The organism is Paraburkholderia silviterrae (assembly GCF_004353915.1).
GTDB lineage: Bacteria > Pseudomonadota > Gammaproteobacteria > Burkholderiales > Burkholderiaceae > Paraburkholderia > Paraburkholderia silviterrae.
This window is the reverse complement of record NZ_SMRP01000010.1, coordinates 216,244-236,510: the sequence shown is the minus strand read 5'-3', so window position 1 is coordinate 236,510 and position 20,267 is coordinate 216,244. Positions and strand designations below refer to the sequence as shown.

The following is a 20,267-nucleotide window of genomic DNA, read 5'->3' as shown; positions in this document are numbered from 1 at the left end:
GTAGTCAGGCTTTCAGCCGGTAGCCCGTCTTGAAGATCCAGCCGGTGATCGCGAGGAACATCGCGAGAAAAGCCGCTGTCATGCCAAGACTCACGCCGACGTCGACATCCGCGAGCCCGTAGAAGCTCCAGCGAAAACCGCTGATGAGATAGACGATCGGATTGAACAGCGTAATCACCCTCCACGCCGGCGGCAGCATGTCGACCGAGTAGAAGCTGCCGCCGAGGAAGGTGAGCGGCGTGATGATCAGGAGCGGCACGATTTGCAGTTTCTCGAAGTTGTCCGCCCAGATGCCGATGATGAAGCCGAGCAAGCTGAACGTCACCGCCGTCAGCAGCAGGAACAGCACCATCCACAGCGGATGCTGGATCTGGATCGGCACGAAGAGCGCCGCGGTGGCGAGAATGATGAGGCCGAGCAGCACCGACTTGGTCGCCGCCGCACCGACATAGCTGATCACGATTTCGACATAGGACACGGGCGCCGAGAGCAGCTCGTAGATCGTGCCCGTGAAGCGGGGGAAGTAGATGCCGAAGGACGCGTTCGAGATGCTCTGGGAGAGCAGCGAGAGCATGATCAGCCCCGGCACGATGAACGCGCCATAGCTGACACCGTTCACTTCCTTGATGCGCGAGCCGATCGCGGAGCCGAACACGATGAAGTAGAGCGAGGTCGAGATCACCGGCGCGACGATGCTCTGCATCAGCGTGCGCCTCGTGCGCGCCATTTCGAACCGGTAGATGGCGCGAATTGCGTAGAGGTTCATCGGGAGGTCACCTGGTTTTTGCCATTTTCTTCGAGCGACGGCGTAGTGGGCTGTGAGGCGGGTTGTGAAGCGGGTTGTGAAGCGGGCTGTGAGGCGGGCTGTGAAGCGGCCGTCGGGTCCTTGCTGACGAGACTCACGAAGATGTCCTCCAGCGAACTCTGGCTCGTTTGCAGGTCCGTGAAGCCGATGCCAGCTTCGCCCAGGCTCTTGAGCAAGGCAATAATGTCGTTGCGCTCGTTTTCGGCGTCGTACGTATAGGTGAGCTCGGCGCCGCCCTTGGACAGTTCGAGGCGCCAGTCGGCCAGCGCGGCCGGAATGGCGCTCAAGGGGGCGTCCAGCTGCAAGGTCAGTTGTTTGCGGCCGAGCTTGCGCATGAGCACGTCCTTGTGCTCGACGAGCATGATCTGGCCGGCGTTGATCACGCCGATCCGGTCGGCCATCTCTTCCGCTTCGTCGATGTAATGGGTCGTCAGGATGATCGTCACGCCGTTGGCCTTGAGCCCGCGCACGAGGTTCCACATGTCGCGGCGCAGCTCGACGTCCACGCCCGCGGTCGGCTCGTCCAGAAACAGCACCTGCGGCTCGTGCGCGAGCGCCTTCGCGATCAGCACGCGGCGTTTCATGCCGCCCGAGAGTGTCATGATCTTGTTATTGCGCTTCTCCCACAGCGACAGGTCGCGCAGCACGCGCTCGACCCAGGCCGGGTTGGACGGCTTGCCGAACAGGCCGCGGCTGAACGAGACGGTGGCCCAGACCGTTTCGAACGAGTCAGTGGTGAGCTCCTGAGGCACGAGGCCGATCAGCGAACGCGCTTTGCGGTAGTCGGCGACGATATCGTGGCCGGCTACACGCACGCTGCCTTCGCTCGCGTTGACGATGCCGCAGATGATGCTGATCAGCGTCGTCTTGCCCGCGCCATTCGGCCCCAGCAGCGCGAAAATCTCGCCGCGGTGGATGTTCAGGTTGATGTCAGTGAGTGCGCGGAATCCCGAGGCATAGACCTTCGAGAGATTCTCGACGGAGAGGATCGTTTGCATGTGCGTGACATTACCAGAAGCGCGTGCAAGACGTCGGCGCAGTCCGCCCTAACCCATCACCTTCGACAGCGTTCCGCGCACGGGTGTGCCCAACCGATCCACCAGTTCCCGGCAGCGTGCGCGCGCCTCGGCGATCACCTCATCCTGATCGGCGAACGTGGGCTTGCCGTGCGCGTAGACGATGCGCCCGTCGACCATCGTCAGCGACACATCCCTGCCGGACGCGCAATAGACCAGGTTGGCCACCACGTCGAAACAGGGCGCCATGTGCGCACCGGCGAGCGACACCACGGCCAGATCGGCCAGCTTGCCCGGCGCCAGTTGCCCCGCGTCGATGCCGGCGAGCCGGGCGCCTTCGCGCGTGGCAAGCTCGAACGCTTCCCACGCGTGCGTGGCTTGCGGGTCGAGCGTGGCCAGGCGCTGAACATATACCACCTGCTTCATGATCTGGAACAGATCCATCAGGTGCCCGGCGGCACCGTCCGCGCCGATGCCCATGGTGGCGCCGGCATCGCGCAGTGCCCGCAGCCGCACCGCGCCTGACGCGAGGTACTCATTCGACATCGGATTGTGCGCGATGCCGCAACGCTGTGTTCCAACCAGCGCCACCTCGTTGTCGTCCAGCCAGATCGCGTGCGCAAACGTTGCATCCGGCCCCAGCAGCCCTTCCTGTGCCATGCAGGTGAACGGCCTGATCCCGTACGTTTGCGCGTAAATCTCCGGATCGACACGCGCCTCCGAACAATGCGTGTGCCACTTGACACCGTATTCGCGCGCCAGCGCGACCGACCCGCGAACCAGTTCGAGGTCGTTGTAGATCACGTTGATCGGTGCGGGCCAGATTTTCACGCGTTCGCTGCGCCACGTGCTCATGCAAGCCCGCATGCTGGCCAATTCGTCGGCCGTGTCGCTGCGAAAGAGGGCGGGGCTCAGGCCGTTGTCGCGCGCAATCGCCGTATATGGACCGAACATGCCGCGCGCGACCACGCCGCGCAAGCCCAGTTGCTCGAGCATGGCGGCGATGTCGAGCGTGGTTTGCACGTCGGCCGGCGCGTAATGGTTATCGACGATGGTCGTGGTGCCGGCACTCAGCGCCTCCATGGCCGCCAGGCGCGCGGCCGCGAGCGCTTCGGCTGGCGTGATGCCCGCCGCTAGCGGCAGCATGAATTCGCCGAGCCATTGCCACAGCGCCATGCCGTCACCGAGCCCGCGCCCTGCCACCTGGAACAGGTGGTTATGGCAGTCGATCAGCCCGGGAATGATGACCTGTCCACGGCAATCCACCGTCGTGCCCGCCCGCCAGTGGGCCAGCGCGCTCGCGGTATCGACCGCGACGATGCGATTGCCGGTGATCGCCACGGCGCCTTCTTCGAGTACGCGGCGCGTGTCGTCCATGGTGACGACGATGCCGCCGCTCAGCAGCACATCACAGGTCGAAGTCATTGCACCACCTCGTTGCCCTCGGTTGCATCGAGGCGTGGCCGTGGTTCGCCCTCTAACTGAACCGAGGCGCCCTGCATGCCGTTGAAAAACAGATTGAGGATCACGGCCATCACCACGGTAAGCAGCACGCCGCTATGCAGCAGCGGGCTGAGCAAGGGCGGGAAGGCGTTGAAGAATTTGGGCGACAGCGTGGGAATCAGGCCGGCGCCGAGGCTGATGGCGAAGATGAACATATTGTGCTTGTTGGACTTGAAATCGACGCTTTGCAAAATGCGCACGCCCGAGGCCGCCACCATGCCGAACATGACGATCGCCGCGCCGCCCAGCACGTAGTGCGGAATCGAGGCAATGATGTGGGCCATCTTCGGCAGCAGCGCCAGCGTGACGAGAATGCCGCTGGCGGCCACGCACACGAAGCGGCTGCGCACACCGGTGATCCCCACGAGCCCGATGTTCTGGGCATAGGTCGTATAGGGAAACGCATTGAAAATGCCGCCGATGGTCGCCCCCAGCGCATCGGCGCGCAGGCCGCGCGCGAAATCGGCTGGGCTCAGGTTGCGGTTGAGAATGATGGCGAGAGAAAACAGCAGGCCGATGGATTCGACCATCGTCACGATCACCACCAGCACCATCGTTGCGATCGCGCTCATCTCGAACTTGGGCCAGCCGAACTGGAACGGACGAACCATCTCGATCCACGGCGTTTCGCTCAAGCCGTGGAAGGTCACCTTGCCCAACGCCATGGCGAGCGCCATGCCGGCGGCAATGCCCGCCAGCACCGCGATATTGCCGAGAAAGCCACGCGCAAAACGCGCCACCAGCAGCGTGACGGCCAGCACGAGCGCGGCCACTGAGAGATAGGCCGGATTGCCGAAGTCGGGCACGTCGTAGCCGCCGCCCGCCCAGGCGATGGCCACGCCGAGCAGCCCCACGCCCAGCGTGGTCAGCGTGGTGCCGGTCACCAGAGGCGGAAACAGCCACAGCAGCCGGATGACCACGGGCACGAGCAGGAAGCCGATCACACCCGCCGCGATGATCGCGCCGTAGAGCCCTGGCAAGCCCATGCCCGGCATCAGGCCGACGGCGATCATCGGCCCGATGCCCGCGTAGGAGACGCCCATCATGACGGGCAGCCGGATGCCGACCAGCTTGCCGAGGCCCAGCGCCTGGAGCAGCGAAACCACGCCGCAGCACAGCAAGTCGGCGTTGATCAGCGCAGCGAGCTCCTCCGTCGAGAGGCGCAGCGCGCCGCCCACGATCAGGGGCACGGTCACGGCCCCCGCGTACATGACCAGAACGTGCTGCAGGCCGAGGGTCAGCGTTCTGCCAATGGGCAGCTTTCTGTCGATATCGTCCGTGTCGCTTGCGGTATTCATGTGTCTCTCTCCACTTTTTTCAGGTCGGTATTGTGAGGTGCCCGAATTCAGTCCAGGAATTGTGCCAGCACCGCGGATAGCGCTGCGGGCGCTTCCAGTGCAACCAGGTGCCCGCTGCCGGCAATCTCGACAAACTCGCCGCGCTGGGACGACTCGGCCATCTGCCGCATCACGGCGCCGCGCACGAAGCTGCGCTCGCCGTGCACGAAAAGCGTCCTGCAGGCAATCTCGCGCAGCGCATTCCAGTGGTTGTCGCGCCGGAACGGCCAGCAACTAAGGAAGAACGGATCGTGCTTGCGCGCCCAGCCGCCGCCGGCGGGCCGCACGGAGTGGAACGCGTAGATTTTGAGCAGGGCGTCGGGGGCGGCCGGACTGGCCTGGCGCTCGTGGTTCAGGGCCGCCACGCGGTGCGGAAAACACGCAGGGCGCGCTTCGACCTCATGTTCCCCGCGCTCGAAACTGGGCTCGACGTCGACCACGGCCAACTGCCGTACGCGTGAGGGCGAGCGCGCGGCGTACCCGATGGCGATCAGCGCGCCCCATGACAGGCCGGCCAGATCGAAGCGCGGCAAGTCGAGCGAATCGACCAGCGTTTCCAGGTCTGCGATATGGTCTTCAGTCGAATACGCGTGCGATTGCGACCAGGTGCTCTCTCCGTGACCCCGCAGATCGAGGGCGATCACGCGCCGGGTCTTGCCCAAGCGCTGCGCCACGTCGTGCCACAACCATGCGCTGCCGGTCACGCCATGCAGGCACACCAGCGGGGGAAACTGGCCCGTGTCGCGGCCAAACTCGAGCGCATGCAGCGCGCCCGTGCCGGCCGGCACGAACACTTCGCGCACCGGGCCGCTCGCCGCCGCCCTCACGATGCCCTCGCATCGTTGAGCATCTCGAACAGCCAGCGGCGATATTCGACAGTCACGACGTCCGCGCCGCGCACGGGCGTCTCGCGCTCATGCTCGCCGCCCCCGGCGAAGCTGAACCAGACCGGCCGCTGGGACTCGATGATCGGCTTGTCCTGCTGCAGCACCTCGGCCTCGAAATCCATGAAGAACGCGTCGTAGCCGGGATCGGTGCCGAAGTCGCGCGCCTGCCACCAGAAGCTGCGGGTGCGGGTCGCGTCGATCGGCGAGGCCGCCATGAACAGCACATAGCGTTTGCCGTTCGGGAAGGTCCGCTTCAGGTGCACCGTATGCGGCATCGTCACGTGGTACTCGTTGATGGGCTCGATCCACTCGTCCTCGATGCCGAGCAGTTGCTTCTTGAGGCCGACGCCGGGCTCCTTCACGCCGCTGCGGTCAAAGCGCAGCACATGGCCTTCGCGCCAGACCTTGACCGGCTCGACGCGCGGGTTGGCGCGGCTGCCGATCGTGCCGTCGTGCACGTAGGCGAAATGCGAGAAGTCGACGAAGTTCTCGAGCCGTCGCGGCGTGCTCGTCGCCCAGTCGTAGGGCTCGCCGCGCAGCACCCGATACTCGCGATCGTTGAGCTCCGGAAAGTCCGGCAGCGGCATCGCGGGCGCCTCAAGGGCGACCCAGATGAGCCCCGCGTGCTCGGCCGCGTGGTAGCAGGCGACCGACGCGTTGATCGCGCCGGTCATTTCCTCGCGGGCGGGCACGCGCACGCAGTTGCCGGCGTCGTTAAAGCGCCAGCCGTGGTACGGACATTCGATCACGCCGTCGACGATCTCGCCAAGCGCAAGCGCCGTGCCTTTGTGCGGACACCGGCCATGCAGCGCGGTCACGACGCCGTTCAGGCGCGCGATCACCACCGATTCGCCGAGCAGCGTCACGCCAATCGGTTTGTCCAGCAGGTCGCCCGCATAGGCGACTGGGTGCCAGTACTTGCGCAACGCGTGATACAACGGCGGCTGCGCACCGGCTTCGTTCGCGACAGATACCTTGATATCGGCAAGAGCGGTCATGTCGATCTCCTGTTCTTTGCTTATTGGAAAAATGCGCCGCCATTGACGAGCAGGCTCTGGCCCGTGACGAAGTCCGAGCCGCTGTCGAGCAGATAGATGAGTGAGCCGACCATGTCGCCCGGCGTTTGCGTGCGCTTCAGGCAGCGCTGCGCGATGGTCTTTTCGTCGGCGGCGGTTCCCTGTTTCGCGACGATGTCGGGGTCCGGAATCAGGTCGGGGCACAACGTGTTGGCCTGGATATTGAACTCGCCGACTTCGCGCGCGAGCGCGCGCGTGAGGCCGATGATCGCCGCCTTCGACGAGACGTAATGAAGGAAGTTGGGTACGCCCTTATAGGGTGTGTTCGACGAAATGTTGACGATCTTGCCGCCGCCCCTGCGCTTCATGTACGGCACCACCGCCCGGCAGCAGAGCCACACGCCGCGCACGTTGATCTGGTAGCAGCGGTCCCATTCGTCGACAGGAATGTCCATGAACGAGCCGAACGTGCAACCCTTGAAAAAGCCGGCGTTGTTCACGATGCCGTCGATTGCGCCGAAGCGCTCGTACGCGGCCCTCGCCATCGCTTCGATCGATTCCGGGTCGGCCACGTCGAGCTTGATCGCGAGCGCCGAGCCGCCTGCCGAACGGTACTCCGCGGCGACGCCGGACAGGTCCGCGAGATCGGCCAGCACGACGTTCGCGCCGATACGGATCAGTTCGTCGCAATAGGCGCGTCCGATATTGCCGCCTGCGCCGGTCACGATGATGGTCTTGTCTTTCAGCGAGTCATTCATGGAAAACACTCTCCTCCTTTGGGTGGGTTCTCAGATATCGAGGGCAAGAAATTCGCCCTTGCAGCGCGAGACGCAAATCATCATCGTGCGGTTGGCCGCGCGTTCGTCCGGGCTCAATACGTGGTCGCGATGATCGGGCTCGCCGGCGATGACGGTGGTCTCGCAGGTGCCGCACACGCCTTCGCGGCACGAGCACATGACCGGCACGCCGTGGGCCTCCAGCACGTCGAGGATCGAGCGCTCCGGTGGCACGACGAAGCTTTTCTGCTGGCGCTCGAGCCGCACCGTGAAGGCCGCGCCGTCGCCGGCGTGTGTGGGCTCGGGCGCCTTGAAGTATTCGGTGTGGATGCGTGCCGGCGGGACGGACGCCAGCGCGGCGTTGAACGCGTCCATCAGTGCCACGGGACCGCAGCAGTAGTAATCGGCTTCGGCGCCGTGCCGTGCGAGCACGTCGCGAAGGTCCAGTGGCGCGCCGCCGGGCTCGCCATCGAACACGCAGTGCAGCGTGCCGCCTGAATGCGCCTCAGCCAGCGCGCGCAGCGCCGGCAGGAAGGCCGCGCGGCCTGCGGTGCGCGCGCAGTAGTAGAGATCCCAGCGGCGTCCGAGCGCGGTGAGGCGCCGGGCCATCGCAAGCAACGGTGTGATGCCGATCCCGCCCGCCACCAGGACCGAATGGCCGGCGGCCTCGTCGAGCGGGAAGTGGTTGCGCGGCGCGCTGATCGTCAGGCGCGTGCCCAGCGCGAGTGCGTCGTGCATATGCACCGATCCACCGCGGCTCGCCGCGTCGCGATTCACGCCGATCACGTAGCGGTGCCGCTCCAGCGGATTGGTCAGCGAGTACTGGCGGACGATACCGTTGGGCAAGTGCACGTCGATGTGCGCGCCGGCCTCGACTGGCGGCAGTTCGCCCATGAGCGGCCACAGCTCGAACGAGCGCACCGTCTCGGCTTCCACGCGCATCCCGCGCACCTCGACCTCCAGAGTCCCCACTGATTCCATCGCTCTCTCCGTTAGCTCCAAAACTTCTGGAACTCATTTGAGCGCGACAATTTATCCAATACAATCGATATAAACTGAACGATTGTTGAGAAACGCTGATGAATCTCACCCTACGCCAGCTCCGCGCATTCGTCGCGGTAGCCGAGTGCAGCCGGTTCGCGCTCGCGGCCGAACAACTCCATCTGACGCCGTCGGCGTTGAGCATGTTGATCAAGGATCTCGAAAGCGAACTCGGCGTGAAGCTGCTGGATCGCCATACCCGGATGGTTCGGGTGACGGAGGCGGGGCGCGAGTTTCTCGGCTCCGCGCGACGGGTCTTGCAGGATCTGGATATCGCCGTGCTGAACTCGCGCGAGCGGGCCGCCTACAAGCACGGCAAGGTCGCGGTCGCGAGCGCGTCCGTGCTGGCCGTCACGCTGCTCGTGCCGTTCATGCGCGAATTTCAGGCCGCGTATCCGGGCGTGCGCGTGGAAGTGCGGGACACGGCGGAGGAGAACATCAAGGACGCCTTGCTGGCGGAGGAGGCCGATATCGGCATCGGCACGTACGAGGAGGCCCAGTCTGAAATTACGGAAACCGAACTATTCCGCGACACGCTGGTTGCGCTGATTCCCGAGCAACATCCGCTCGCGCGCAAGCGCTCGGTCTCGTGGTCCGAGCTCGCGCAATGGCCGTTCATCGCGCTTTCGCCGGGCAGCCCGATCCGTCGCGACCTCGACGCGCATCTCGCCGCCCAGGGAATCCGGCTCAATGTCGCCTATGAGGCGTCGTTTCCGTCAACCGTGTTCGCGCTCGTGTCGAACGCGATGGGCATCGCGGTGCTGCCCGCGAATTCGCGACAGCTGATGAACATGCCAGGCATTGCTTATCGTCCGCTCGGCAAGCCGAAGCTCATGCGACGCGTATGCGCATTCCATCTCAAGCACAGGTCGCTGTCGCCGGCCGCCGAGCTGTTTCACAGGCTGCTGGTTGAATACGTCGAGGCTCATCGCTCGCGGTTGACCGTCCCGGTCGATCCGGCGTCCGGCTAGGCGCCTGTTCGTGGCGACACAGGGCCGCCGGCCGCTATTCATCAGACGAGCCGTGCCATGCCAGCGAGCAAAGGCGGCGCATCAGGTCACGCGTCTACGCCTGATCCGTCCCGCGCACCGAGTCTGCCAACGCGAGCGCCAGCTTTGCCCCGACTTCGGCATTGTGTTTGATGAGTGCGATGTTGGTCGCGAGGCTGCGTCCACCGGTCAGCGCCTTGATGCGGGCGAGCAGGAAAGGGGTGACGGCCTTGCCGGTGACGCCTTGCGCCGTGGCCTCCGCCAGCGCCTGCCGGGTCAGGGCGTCGATCTCTTCGGACGGCATCGCCGCCGCTTCCGGGACCGGTGTGCTCAGCACCACGCCGCCTGCAAGGCCCAAGTCCCATTTGGTGCGGATAAAGCGTGCCTGGTCCGCTGCGTCGTCCAGCCTGAAATCGGCGCGATAGCCGCTGTCCCGCGTGTAAAACGCAGCGAAATTGTCCTGCTCGCAACTGAGCACCGGCACGCCGTGCGTTTCCAGATATTCCAGGGTGAGCCCGATATCGAGAATGGACTTCGCCCCGGCACAGACTACCGCCACCGAGGTCCTTGCCAACTCCTGAAGATCCGCGGAGATGTCGAAGGTCTCCTGCGCGCCCCGATGCACGCCGCCAATGCCTCCGGTGACGAAGACCTCGATGCCGGCCAGCGCGGCACAGATCATCGTGCCCGCCACCGTGGTGGCGCCGAGGCCGCCGCTGGCGAGCACGGCCGGCAGATCGCGGCGGCTGACTTTGTGGACCTGATCCGAGCGGCCGAGCAGCTCCAGCTCGTCGTCGGAAAGGCCGATGCGGATTCGCCCAGCGATCAGCGCAATCGTCGCGGGTTCGGCGCCCAGCTTGCGGATCAGCGCTTCCACTTCGCGCGCGGTGCGAACGTTCTCCGGGTACGGCATGCCGTGGGCGATGATGGTCGACTCCAGCGCCACGAGCGGACGGCCAGCGGCCTTTGCAGCGGCTACAGCGGGGCTGAACGTCAACCAGGAGCGTGCGAGGTCTGTAACCATGTCCGTGGCTCTTCGAGTATCCTGAACTGGACTTGAGTATGCCGCATGGGGCCGCTTCACGGCTCATTGTCGAGCGCTCGGCGCCTTGTGCCTCCCAATCATGAAATCCCGCTCCGTCCCGCCCCAGAGTGAACGCATCTACGTCCTCGATGCGAAGAACCGGCCTGTCGAGGTGTTCGACCGCAGCGAGTGGTCGCGCTGGATGGCCGAGAACGATCTGGTCTTTCGCCGCACGCTGCTCGAAGAGTCCGGCGTGACGGTCACGACGCGCTTTCGCGGTGTGGCCGACGCGAAGGGTGGGGAAGCCGCGCTCTTCGTGACGCGCATCGCCGGAATGCAAGCGCCGGAGGACAACGAGAGCTATGGCGCGAGCACGCTCGCTGAGGCGCTCGAGCGCCACGAAGCCATCGTGCAGAAAATCCTTCGGCTGCTGAGCGGGCGGTGATCGGTGCGAGCTTCGGGCGCTGTGGCCAGCGAACGCGCGGGCTCAATCCCTCAATCCCTCACGCCCTCAATCGGCAGGAAGCATCGGCACGCGGTGCTGGCTTGATGTTCGCCTCAAGCCGCGAGCGCCGCATCGACCGCGGCCAGGTAGTGCAGAAAGCCCGCTTGCAGCAGCCCGGCTCGCACGCGCCCGAGCTCGCATCGCACGGCTTCGTCGGCGGGCTGGTGCAGGGTGGGCGCGAGCGCACGGCCGCGCGCCACGAACAGCTCGGCCCAGGGCAGCGGCTCGCGCCGCGTGTAGTCCTCGAGCGCGCTCGCGTAGCGCAGCACGCCGGCCGGATCGCAGGCCGAGAGCATCGCTTCGATGGCGTCACGGTAGAACCACAGGTGGTTGTGGCCGACCGCGCCCAGGTGCAGGAGGTTCTCGCCGTCCGCCAGGAGCCGCGCACGCTCGTCGTTCTCGTCGACCGCGCAGGCGAGGGCGCCCAGGACCTTCGGCGCGCAGAACTGTGTGCCCACTTCGTGCGAGATCGCGAGCGCCTCGCGAAGCGCTTTCACCGCTTCTCCGCGGCGTCCGTCGGCGAGCCATACACGTGCCTGCATTTCGCGGTTCTGCACTTCGAACCGCCGTGCGCCCAATTGCCGGATCACGCGCATTTCCTGCTCCAGATGGACCCGCGCACCCGGCCCATCGCCCAGCTCGTAGCAGGCGAACACGCCGAGCGTCTCGCACAGCAATTGCGCGCGCGGCTGCCCGATCAACTCGGCGGCGCGCGCGGCGGCAACGGCGTCTTCGCGCGCCTCGCGCGCATCGTTCAGGTAAATGCGGCTGAAGCCTTGCATCGGACGATTGGCGACTTCGATGCGGCTGAACCCGTGCTCGCGGCTCAACGCCACGCAATCGCTGAAATGGCGGAACGCGGTGCGCATCCGCCCCTGTGCGTACGCGGCATCGGCAAGGCCGCCGAGCGCCCGCGCCTCGGCTTCCGGCTGGCCCAGCCGCCGTGCGAAAGCGAGCCCGAGTTCGTGCTCGGCGCTGCAGGCATCGATCTTCCCGAGCGGAAAGAAGATGTTGCCGCGCAGGTAGTGAAGGCTCGCGAGCTCGGCCACCAGGTTCTCGCGCTCGGCAATCCGCTGCGCGGCCGCGAGCAGGTCTAGCGCTTCGTCGAGCCCTTCGCTCACGCGCAGGCCTTCCGCGAGCCCGAGCTGGCAGCGGCACAGACTGGCGTCGTCGGGGGCGGCTGCCAGCGCCGCGCGCCAGGTGGCAATCGATCCCGCGATGTCGCCGAGGTCGCGCTGGAGCTCGCCCTTGCAGCAGCTCAGCGCGTGGCGGTCCGCGTCTGTCTGCGCGATCTCGAGGCCTCGCTCGGCGAGCCGCAGCGCAGCCTCGACCAGGTGGGCCTCGCATTGTGCGCGCGCGGCGGCCAGATAGGCCCGCGGCGCGCGTTCGTCCTCGGCGCGGTCCAGATGCTGGGCGTGCAGCGTGGGGTCGCCGTGTGCGAACCAGTCGGCCGCGCAGCGGTGCAGCTCGCGCCGGCGCGCGCGCAGCAGCGTCGAGTACGCGCTTTCCTGAATCAGCGCATGCGCGAACAGGAAGTCCTCGCCCTCGGGCAGCACCAGCGCGTTGGCGAGCAGGCCGCCGCAGACGTAGCCAGGATCGTCGATGAGCCGGCGCAGCAGCGCGATGTCGAACCGCTGGCCGATCACGGCGGCCGCCTGGAAGGCCAGGCGGTCGTGTGGCGCGAGCCGGTCCATCCGCGCGAGCACGAGGCTGCGGATCGAGGCGGGCACCGCGCCGCCGCTGCCTTCCTCGGCGTTGCGCAAGAGCTGCTCGAGGAACAGCGGGTTGCCGCCCGCGCGCTCGATGCAGGCGAGCGCGACACGCTGCGTCGCGTCGATGAAGTTGCCCGCGAGGCTCAGCGCCTCGTCCTGGCGCAATGGCCCGAGATCGATCGTTGCGAACGGGGTGTCCCGGCAGCGCGCGCGCCAGGCCGCATCGATCGGATCGCCTTCCACGCGCGAGGTCGTCACGAGCAGGCCCGGGCCGTTCGCGATGCCCGAGGCGAAGGCCGAGAGATAGGCCAGCACTTCGGGGTCGGCCCAATGCAGGTCTTCGACGACGATCAGCGTCGCCGCCTGCCTGCACGCGTCGTCGACCAGTCTCGCGGCGAGCGCCTGCTTGCCGCGCTTGCGCGCGCCGTGGTCCATCGCGTCGTAGAGGGCCCGCCATTCGTCAGCGAGCGGCAGGCCGAGGAGGTCGTGGAGAAACGCCTGCTGCCCGGCCTTGACGACGCCCGCGGCGGCAAGGCGCGCGGCGGCGGCCTCGCGCGCGTCGCACGAGGCGCCGGCGGGCAGGCCGAGCAGGCTGCTGACGATCGCGTGCACGGGATCCTGCCCCTTGCCCACGCCGAAGTCGAGCACGAGACCCCGATGGATCGCGAAACCTTGCGAGTGCGCGTAGCGGCGCATCTCGTCGACAAGACGCGTCTTGCCGATGCCCGCTTCGCCGCGCACGTGCACGACGTGCCCGGCCTGCCTCGCGACGCACGCGTGGACGATACCGTGAAACTGCTCGAGCTCGGCCTGACGCCCGACGAAGCGGCTCTGCCTCGCCTTCGCCGCTTCATTGGCCGATTCGCTCTCGATGGCACGCAGCCGCCACACCCGCACCGGCATGTCGATGCCCTTGAAATGCTGCTCGCCCAGCGCGTCGCAGACGGCGGCGTCGCCGAGCGCGCGCGCCACGTCATCGGAAACCCAGGTCTCACCGGGCGCCGCCGTGGCCTGGAGCCGCGCGGCCAGGTTCACCGGATTGCCGGTCACGGTGTAGTCGCGCGCGTCGACGCAGCCGAGCGCGCCCGCGACCACCTCGCCGCTCGCGATGCCGATATGCGCCTGCAAGGCGCGCGCGGCCTGCGCGCTCAGCTGCGTGAGCGCGTCATGGATGTCGAGCGCCGCGCGGGCCGCGCGCAGCGTGTCCGTCTCGTGCGCGCGGGGCGCGCCGAACAGCGCCATCACCGCATCGCCGATGTGCCTGTCGGTCGTGCCGCCCCAGGCGAGCACGATGCTGTCGACGAGTGCCGTGTAGCGGCCGATCAACGCGCGCAGCTCTTCCGGATCGAGCGTGTGCGACAGCGCGGTGAAGCCGCAGAGATCGGCGAAGAGGATCGTGACTTGCCTGCGTTCGTCCGCGGGGGCGTCCTGGGCGCTGGGCGCGTGCGCCGCCGGCCCGGCTGCGGCCGCCGAGTCTGGCGCGGCGGCCGCGAGGATGCGTTTGCGATGGCCAAGCGACTGCACCCCGAGCTCTTTCAGGTCGGCATCGGTTAGCTGCGCGAGCAGCGGCAGATCGATATCGTTTGCCGCGAACGCTTGCGCGTACTGCTCGAGCCCGAGGACGTGCAGCCACTGCTCAATATCCATGTTCGCCGCCTGCATCCAATGCCGGTCGGCACGCGCCGCTGTGCCGCCCGGTTCCGCTTCCGGTTGCTTCCCGCAGGCTCAAAGTGCAGACGAAAAACGCGCCGGTTACCGATGCGAACGGCCCGAGCCTCGCAGGGAAACGTGCCGATGAATACCCAGTGTAGGCGCCCGCCAGGGGCGGCGTATGGCGTTTGACAGCGTTTCGGCCGCGGACGGATACTGAGCCGTTCCCCATCGCACCGCTGCATTCCACCGGGAATTCACGTGAAGCCGGGAAAGACCGTTTCCGTCTCCGACGTCCTGCCGCGCTCCCGCTCGCGCGTCGCGGGGCTGCCCGGCGATCTGGCCGCCGGAGCGGTATCGGCGCTCGTCATGCTGTGCTACGCGATGAGCCTCGGCACGATGATCTTCAGCGCCGATCTCGCCCGCTACGCAATGCTCGGCGTGCCCACCGCGCTCGTCAGCTGTGTCGTCACGGCGCTCGTGATTGCCTTGACGAGCTCGATGCGCCTGAACATCGGCGGCCCCGACAGCAATGCGGCGGCGTTTCTCGCGGGCGTGGCGGCAGGCGTCGCGAGCAGCGTGCGCGCGGACGGCGGCTCCTCGCAGACGCTCCTCCTGACCGTGTTGATCGCGATCGCGCTCTGTTCGCTCGTGACCGGCATCGTGCTCTACGCGATCGGCTCGTCAAGGCGCAGCCGCTCGCTGCAATTCCTGCCTTATCCGGTGCTGGGCGGATTCCTCGCCGGCACGGGCTACCTGCTCCTCGCCGGCGCGTTCCGCGTGATGACGGGCGAGGCGCTGCAATGGCACACGCTCGTGCTGTTGACGCATCTACACTGGCTCGCGTGGCTCCCTGCGCTCGTGGTTGGCGTGCTGGCCACCGTCCTGACGCGCAGCTGGAAGCACGTCGCCGCGCTGCCGCTCACGCTGGCCTTCGGGATCGTCCTGTTCTACGTGCTGCTGCGCGGCGCGGGCCTGTCGATCGACGAAGCGCGCGGCATGGGGCTGTTGCTGCCGCGCGCGGCGTTACGGCTCGCAGGGCTACCGGAGCTGCACCTGAGCGCGCAGCTCGCGCACGGCGGCATCGACTGGCAGGCGATCGCCGCGCACCTTCCGGAGAGCCTCGTGGTCACGTCGGCCTCGGCGGTCACCATCCTGATGAATTCGACGGCCATCGGCGCGGCAACGGGCGAGGAGGTCGACCTCAATCGCGAGATGCGGGCCGCGGGACTCGCCAATCTCGCGAGCGGGCTGTTGGGCGGAATGGTCGGCTATCAGTCGTTCAATCGCTCGATGCTCAACGCGCGCGTGGGCGCGACGAGCCGGCTGGCGGGCGTGTTCGCGTCGCTCGCGTGTCTTGTCGCGCTGGCCGCGTTGCCCGGTCTCGTTGCGCTCTTTCCGGTGCCGGTGCTCGTCGGCCTGCAGCTGTTCATGGGGCTGCGCCTGCTCGTGCAGTGGCTTGTCGGCGCCTGGGCGAAGCTCAGCTGGTACGAGTACCTGCTCGTGCCCGTCATTCTCGGCACGATCGCGGCTTGGGGTGTGATCATCGGCGTGGTCGCAGGCGTCGTTGCCGCGTGCGTGATGTTCACGCTGCTCTACGGCCGGGTCAGTTGCATAAGGATGGAGTTCGACCTGCGCGCCCGGACCTCGAACGTCGAGCGCAACATTGAGGAAACCGAAGCACTGCGCGGACTCGGCGCACAGGTGTGCGGAATGTGCCTGCAAGGGTTTCTCTTCTTCGGCACGGCCAATTCGATCCTCCAGCGTTTGCGCGAGCGGCTTGCCAAACGTCATGCGGCGTCGGTCCGCTTTGTCGTGCTCGATTTCGCGTCGACCCAGGGCATCGACGCGTCGGTATCGATCAGCTTCGTCAAGCTGCGGCAGCTCTGTGCGGCAATGGACGCGGACTTGATCTTGACCGCGTTGCCGCTGCGCTCGCGCGATCTGCTGACTAAAACCGGCACGCTCAATCTGCGGATTCGTGAATTCGACACGCTCGATGCGGGCCTGGAATGGATCGAAGACCAGCTGCTCGCCTCGAGCGCGAGCGCGCCGAAGCGCGGTGACGATCTGCACGCGATGCTTGCGCCACATTTCACGGCCAGTGCACTGAACACACTTTCCACGCGGCTTGAAGTGCGTGACCTGCTGGCGGGCCAGCCACTGTTTCTTCGCGGGGAGCCCGGCGATGCGCTGTACATCATCGAGCGTGGGCGAGTCGCGGTCTTGCTGCCGCGCGGCAATGGGCGGTCGGTGAGGCTGCGCGCCTGCCTGCCGGGCACGGTGGTTGGGGAAATGGCCATGTACACGCAGCAGCCGCGCAGCGCCGATGTGTTCGCCGAGATGCCGACACGCGTGCGCAGGCTGTCGCTGGCCGCGCTTGCCGCGCTCGAGCAAGACGACCCCGCGGCCGCGCAGCAATTTCATCGATTTATGGTGAAGGTCATCGCGTCGCGGCTTGCCCTTGCCAGTGAGGCGCTGCGCGCGGCCTACTGAGCGGCAGGCGCAGGGGGCCTTGTGCTCGGCTCGCCTCGGCTCCGCACCAAAGAAAATGGCGCCGCAGGCATTCAGCCTGCGGCGCCATTGCGTGGCGCTACGACGAGAATCTACAACAAAAACTTGCGACGAGAACCTCGCGCCGTAGCACGCCAGCGTGCTTTACATCTGCACGGTGTCGGCCACTTCCTTGAAGTCTTCGATCTGGTCGAAGTTCATGTACTGGTAGATCTTGTCGCCATTGGCGTTGATCACGCCGATGTCGGCCATGTACTCGTCCTTGGTCGGGATTTTGCCCAGACGCGAGCAGATTGCCGCCAGTTCCGCCGAGCCGAGGTACACATTCGTGTTCTTGCCCAGACGGTTCGGGAAGTTACGGGTCGAGGTCGACATGACCGTGGCGCCTTCGCGCACCTGTGCCTGGTTGCCCATGCACAGCGAGCAGCCCGGCATTTCGGTGCGGGCGCCGGCCGTGCCGAACACGCCGTAGTGGCCTTCTTCGGTCAGCTGCTTCTGGTCCATCTTGGTCGGCGGAGCGACCCACAGCTTGACCGGAATGTCGCGCTTGCCTTCGAGCAGCTTCGACGCGGCACGGAAGTGACCGATGTTGGTCATGCACGAGCCGATGAACACTTCGTCGATCTTCGCACCGGCCACGTCCGACAACGTCTTCACGTCGTCCGGATCGTTCGGGCAGGCGACGATCGGCTCGTGGACGTCGGCGAGGTCGATCTCGATGACGGCCGCGTACTCGGCGTCCGCATCCGGTTGCAGCAGTTGCGGATCGGCGAGCCACGCTTGCATCGCCTTGATACGGCGTTGCAGGCTGCGCGGGTCCTGGTAGCCCTGGGCGATCATCCATTTCAGCAGCGTGATGTTGCTGTTGAGGTATTCGATGATCGGTTCCTTGTTCAGGTGCACCGTGCAACCGGCGGCCGAGCGCTCGGCCGATGCATCCGAGAGTTCGAACGCTTGCTCGACCTTCAAATCGGGCAGGCCTTCGATTTCGAGAATGCGGCCCGAGAAGATGTTCTTCTTGCCTTGCTTGGCCACCGTCAGCATGCCTTGCTTGATGGCGTACAGCGGGATCGCGTTGACGAGGTCACGCAGCGTCACGCCCGGCTGCATCTTGCCCTTGAAGCGGATCAGCACCGATTCCGGCATGTCCAGCGGCATCGTGCCGGTGGCGGCCGCGAAGGCGACCAGACCCGAACCGGCCGGGAAGCTGATGCCGATCGGGAAGCGCGTGTGCGAGTCGCCGCCGGTGCCCACGGTGTCGGGCAGCAGCATGCGGTTCAGCCACGAGTGGATCACGCCGTCGCCCGGGCGTAGCGCGATGCCGCCACGGGTGCTGATGAAGTTCGGCAGGGTCTGGTGGGTCTTCACGTCCACCGGCTTCGGATAGGCGGCGGTGTGGCAGAACGACTGCATGACGAGGTCGGACGAGAAGCCCAGGCACGCCAGGTCCTTCAGTTCGTCGCGGGTCATCGGGCCCGTGGTGTCCTGCGAGCCGACCGAGGTCATCTTCGGTTCGCAGTACGTGCCCGGGCGCACGCCCTGGCCTTCCGGCAGGCCGCAGGCGCGGCCGACCATCTTCTGGGCCAGCGAGAAACCCTTGCCGCTGTTGGCCGGCTGCTGCGGCAGGCGGAACAGCGTCGACGGGGCGAGGCCCAGCGCTTCACGCGCCTTGGCAGTCAGGCCGCGGCCGATGATCAGGGGAATGCGGCCGCCGGCGCGCACTTCGTCGAACAGCACGTCGGACTTGACCTGGAACTCGGCGATCACTTCGCCGTTCTTGAGCGCCTTGCCTTCGTACGGGCGCAGTTCGACCACGTCGCCCATTTCCATCTGCGACACGTCTAGCTCGATCGGCAGGGCGCCGGCGTCTTCCATCGTGTTGTAGAAGATCGGGGCGATCTTGCCGCCCAGGCACACGCCACCGAAGCGCTTGTTCGGGATGAAGGGGATGTCTTCACCCGTGAACCACAGCACCGAGTTGGTGGCCGACTTGCGCGAGGAGCCGGTGCCGACCACGTCGCCCACGTAGGCGACCAGGTGGCCCTTTTCCTTCAGCGACTCGATGAACTTGACCGGGCCGCGCTTGCCGTCTTCTTCCGGGGTGATGCCGGGACGGGCGTTCTTCAGCATCGCCAGCGCGTGCAGCGGGATGTCCGGGCGGGTGGTGGCGTCCGGGGCCGGCGAGAGGTCGTCGGTGTTGGTTTCGCCCGTCACCTTGAAGACCGTGATGGTCAGGCTTTGCGGCACTTCCGGACGGCTCGTGAACCATTCGGCGTCGGCCCAGCTTTGCAGCACGGCCTGGGCGTTGGCGTTGCCCTTGTCGGCCAGTTCCTTGACGTCGTGGAACTGGTCGAACATCAGCAGGGTTTTCTTCAGCGCGTTGGCGGCCACCGTGCCCACTTCGGCGTCGGACAGCAGCTCGATCAGCGGCTCGATGTTGTAGCCGCCCAGCATCGTGCCGAGCAGTTCGGTGGCGTGGGCGCGCGAGATCAGCGCGCAGGCGGTCTGGCCCTTGGCCACGGCGGCGAGGAACCCGGCCTTCACGCGGGCGGCTTCGTCCACGCCGGCGGGCACGCGGTGGGTGATGAGCTCGAGCAGCGTCTGCTCTTCGCCCGCGGGCGGATTCGTCAGCAGTTCCACCAGCTCGGCGGTCTGTTGGGCGGTCAGGGGCAGGGGGGGAATGCCGAGCGCGGCGCGTGCGGCTACGTGAGCACGAAAGTTTTCAAGCATGGGGGGACCTGCTGATATCGCGTTTAGGGGAAGGCTTTCCCGGCGCGCCAAGGCTGTGCCGGGCACTGCTTTGAACGCGATTTTAGTGGCAATGGCCTCTAACGTCAAATGTCTTATGTCTTATATAAGAGTTATGACCGGTAAAAGCTTCCAGTAGCGAGGTTGGAACACGTTATTGCTCCAAAAATGGATTAATCAAATCCTGTCTGAACGTCTGGTGTCGGGCGACTTCAATCCCCATACTTGAGGTGTCGCACACCAGGAGCAGGTGGCCATTTCCGGGCCGCCGGTCTACAAAGGGAGGGTCAAATGGTTGACTCCAAAAAGCCGCGCGCCATCGGCTTCAACCACGTCGCGCTGGAAGTCGGCGATATTGAGGAAGCGCTGGCGTTCTATGGCCGCATCTTCGACTTTGAATTACGCGGCAAGAGCAGGACGATGGCCTTCATCGATCTTGGCGACCAGTTCATCGCGTTGCAGGCGGGACGCAGACAGTCCGCCGATGACGGCCGGCATGTCGGCCTCGTTGTCGACGACAAGCAGGCGGCCCGCGCCGCGCTGAAGGCGGCGGGGGTCGAGCCGCTCGGCGGTCCGTTTCTGGATTTCCGCGACCCGTGGGGCAATCGCATCGAGATCGTGGGCTACGACAATGTGCAGTTCACCAAGGCGCCGAATGTGCTGCGCGGCATGGGCCTCACGCATTTGACCAAGAACGAGGGCGCGAAAAAGGAACTGGCGGAAAAAGGGATGGCGGAGAGCTAG

The 20,267-nt window shown here is 66.2% G+C and carries 15 protein-coding genes; 4 read left to right on the top strand and 11 right to left on the bottom strand.

Going from position 1 to position 20,267, the window contains the following annotated elements; translation table 11 throughout:
* Positions 1 to 4: 4 nt before the first annotated feature.
* The 8 genes from EYW47_RS21040 to EYW47_RS21005 are packed head-to-tail and all read right to left on the bottom strand — an operon-like array spanning position 5 to position 8,321.
* Complete coding sequence (locus EYW47_RS21040; protein WP_133196764.1) at positions 5 to 766, bottom strand: ABC transporter permease; 762 nt, start codon at positions 764 to 766, stop codon at positions 5 to 7.
* Positions 763 to 1,803 carry an ATP-binding cassette domain-containing protein gene (locus EYW47_RS21035; protein WP_133196763.1) on the bottom strand — a complete coding sequence of 347 codons (1,041 nt, stop codon included), beginning with the start codon at positions 1,801 to 1,803 and terminating at the stop codon, positions 763 to 765. The genes EYW47_RS21040 and EYW47_RS21035 overlap by 4 nt, the downstream gene beginning before the upstream one ends.
* 48 nt (positions 1,804 to 1,851) lie before the next feature.
* Complete coding sequence (locus EYW47_RS21030; RefSeq protein ID WP_133196762.1) at positions 1,852 to 3,246, bottom strand: amidohydrolase family protein; 1,395 nt, start codon at positions 3,244 to 3,246, stop codon at positions 1,852 to 1,854.
* Positions 3,243 to 4,622: a nucleobase:cation symporter-2 family protein gene (locus EYW47_RS21025; RefSeq protein WP_133196761.1), complete on the bottom strand. Its 1,380-nt coding sequence runs from the start codon at positions 4,620 to 4,622 to the stop codon at positions 3,243 to 3,245. The genes EYW47_RS21030 and EYW47_RS21025 overlap by 4 nt, the downstream gene beginning before the upstream one ends.
* A gap of 47 nt (positions 4,623 to 4,669) precedes the next feature.
* Complete coding sequence (locus tag EYW47_RS21020) at positions 4,670 to 5,488, bottom strand: alpha/beta fold hydrolase (RefSeq protein ID WP_165976632.1); 819 nt, start codon at positions 5,486 to 5,488, stop codon at positions 4,670 to 4,672.
* Positions 5,485 to 6,546 carry an aromatic ring-hydroxylating oxygenase subunit alpha gene (locus EYW47_RS21015; RefSeq protein WP_133196759.1) on the bottom strand — a complete coding sequence of 354 codons (1,062 nt, stop codon included), beginning with the start codon at positions 6,544 to 6,546 and terminating at the stop codon, positions 5,485 to 5,487. Before EYW47_RS21015 ends, EYW47_RS21020 begins: the two co-directional genes overlap by 4 nt.
* Before the next feature lie 20 nt (positions 6,547 to 6,566).
* Positions 6,567 to 7,322 carry an SDR family NAD(P)-dependent oxidoreductase gene (locus tag EYW47_RS21010; protein ID WP_133196758.1) on the bottom strand — a complete coding sequence of 252 codons (756 nt, stop codon included), beginning with the start codon at positions 7,320 to 7,322 and terminating at the stop codon, positions 6,567 to 6,569.
* Positions 7,323 to 7,352: 30 nt separating this feature from the next.
* On the bottom strand, positions 7,353 to 8,321 hold the full coding sequence (locus EYW47_RS21005) for a PDR/VanB family oxidoreductase (RefSeq protein ID WP_133196757.1): 969 nt from the start codon (positions 8,319 to 8,321) through the stop codon (positions 7,353 to 7,355).
* Between the two features lie 98 nt (positions 8,322 to 8,419).
* On the opposite strand from EYW47_RS21005, the gene EYW47_RS21000 reads away from it, so the two are divergent.
* The gene (locus EYW47_RS21000) at positions 8,420 to 9,352 is read left to right on the top strand and encodes a LysR family transcriptional regulator (protein ID WP_133196756.1); all 933 of its coding nucleotides are present in this window, start codon (positions 8,420 to 8,422) and stop codon (positions 9,350 to 9,352) included.
* Positions 9,353 to 9,446: 94 nt separating this feature from the next.
* On the opposite strand, the gene EYW47_RS20995 is transcribed toward EYW47_RS21000, so the two are convergent.
* The gene (locus tag EYW47_RS20995; protein ID WP_133196755.1) at positions 9,447 to 10,394 is read right to left on the bottom strand and encodes a pseudouridine-5'-phosphate glycosidase; all 948 of its coding nucleotides are present in this window, start codon (positions 10,392 to 10,394) and stop codon (positions 9,447 to 9,449) included.
* A 100-nt stretch (positions 10,395 to 10,494) separates the two neighbouring features.
* Between EYW47_RS20995 and EYW47_RS20990 the strand changes: the two genes are divergently transcribed.
* Entirely contained in the window at positions 10,495 to 10,839 is a 345-nt protein-coding gene (locus tag EYW47_RS20990) for a hypothetical protein (protein WP_133196754.1), read from the top strand.
* 113 nt (positions 10,840 to 10,952) lie between these two features.
* Here the strand turns inward: EYW47_RS20990 and EYW47_RS20985 are convergent, their stop codons facing one another.
* The gene (locus tag EYW47_RS20985) at positions 10,953 to 14,258 is read right to left on the bottom strand and encodes an adenylate/guanylate cyclase domain-containing protein (protein WP_133196753.1); all 3,306 of its coding nucleotides are present in this window, start codon (positions 14,256 to 14,258) and stop codon (positions 10,953 to 10,955) included.
* A gap of 264 nt (positions 14,259 to 14,522) precedes the next feature.
* On the opposite strand from EYW47_RS20985, the gene EYW47_RS20980 reads away from it, so the two are divergent.
* On the top strand, positions 14,523 to 16,757 hold the full coding sequence (locus tag EYW47_RS20980) for a SulP family inorganic anion transporter (protein ID WP_133196752.1): 2,235 nt from the start codon (positions 14,523 to 14,525) through the stop codon (positions 16,755 to 16,757).
* Positions 16,758 to 16,919: 162 nt separating this feature from the next.
* Here the strand turns inward: EYW47_RS20980 and acnB are convergent, their stop codons facing one another.
* Positions 16,920 to 19,505, bottom strand: a complete 2,586-nt coding sequence (gene acnB / locus EYW47_RS20975) for a bifunctional aconitate hydratase 2/2-methylisocitrate dehydratase (RefSeq protein ID WP_133196751.1) — start codon at positions 19,503 to 19,505, stop codon at positions 16,920 to 16,922.
* A gap of 309 nt (positions 19,506 to 19,814) precedes the next feature.
* Between acnB and EYW47_RS20970 the strand changes: the two genes are divergently transcribed.
* Positions 19,815 to 20,267 (top strand): VOC family protein, encoded by a 453-nt coding sequence (locus EYW47_RS20970; RefSeq protein ID WP_133196750.1) that lies wholly within the window; start codon positions 19,815 to 19,817, stop codon positions 20,265 to 20,267.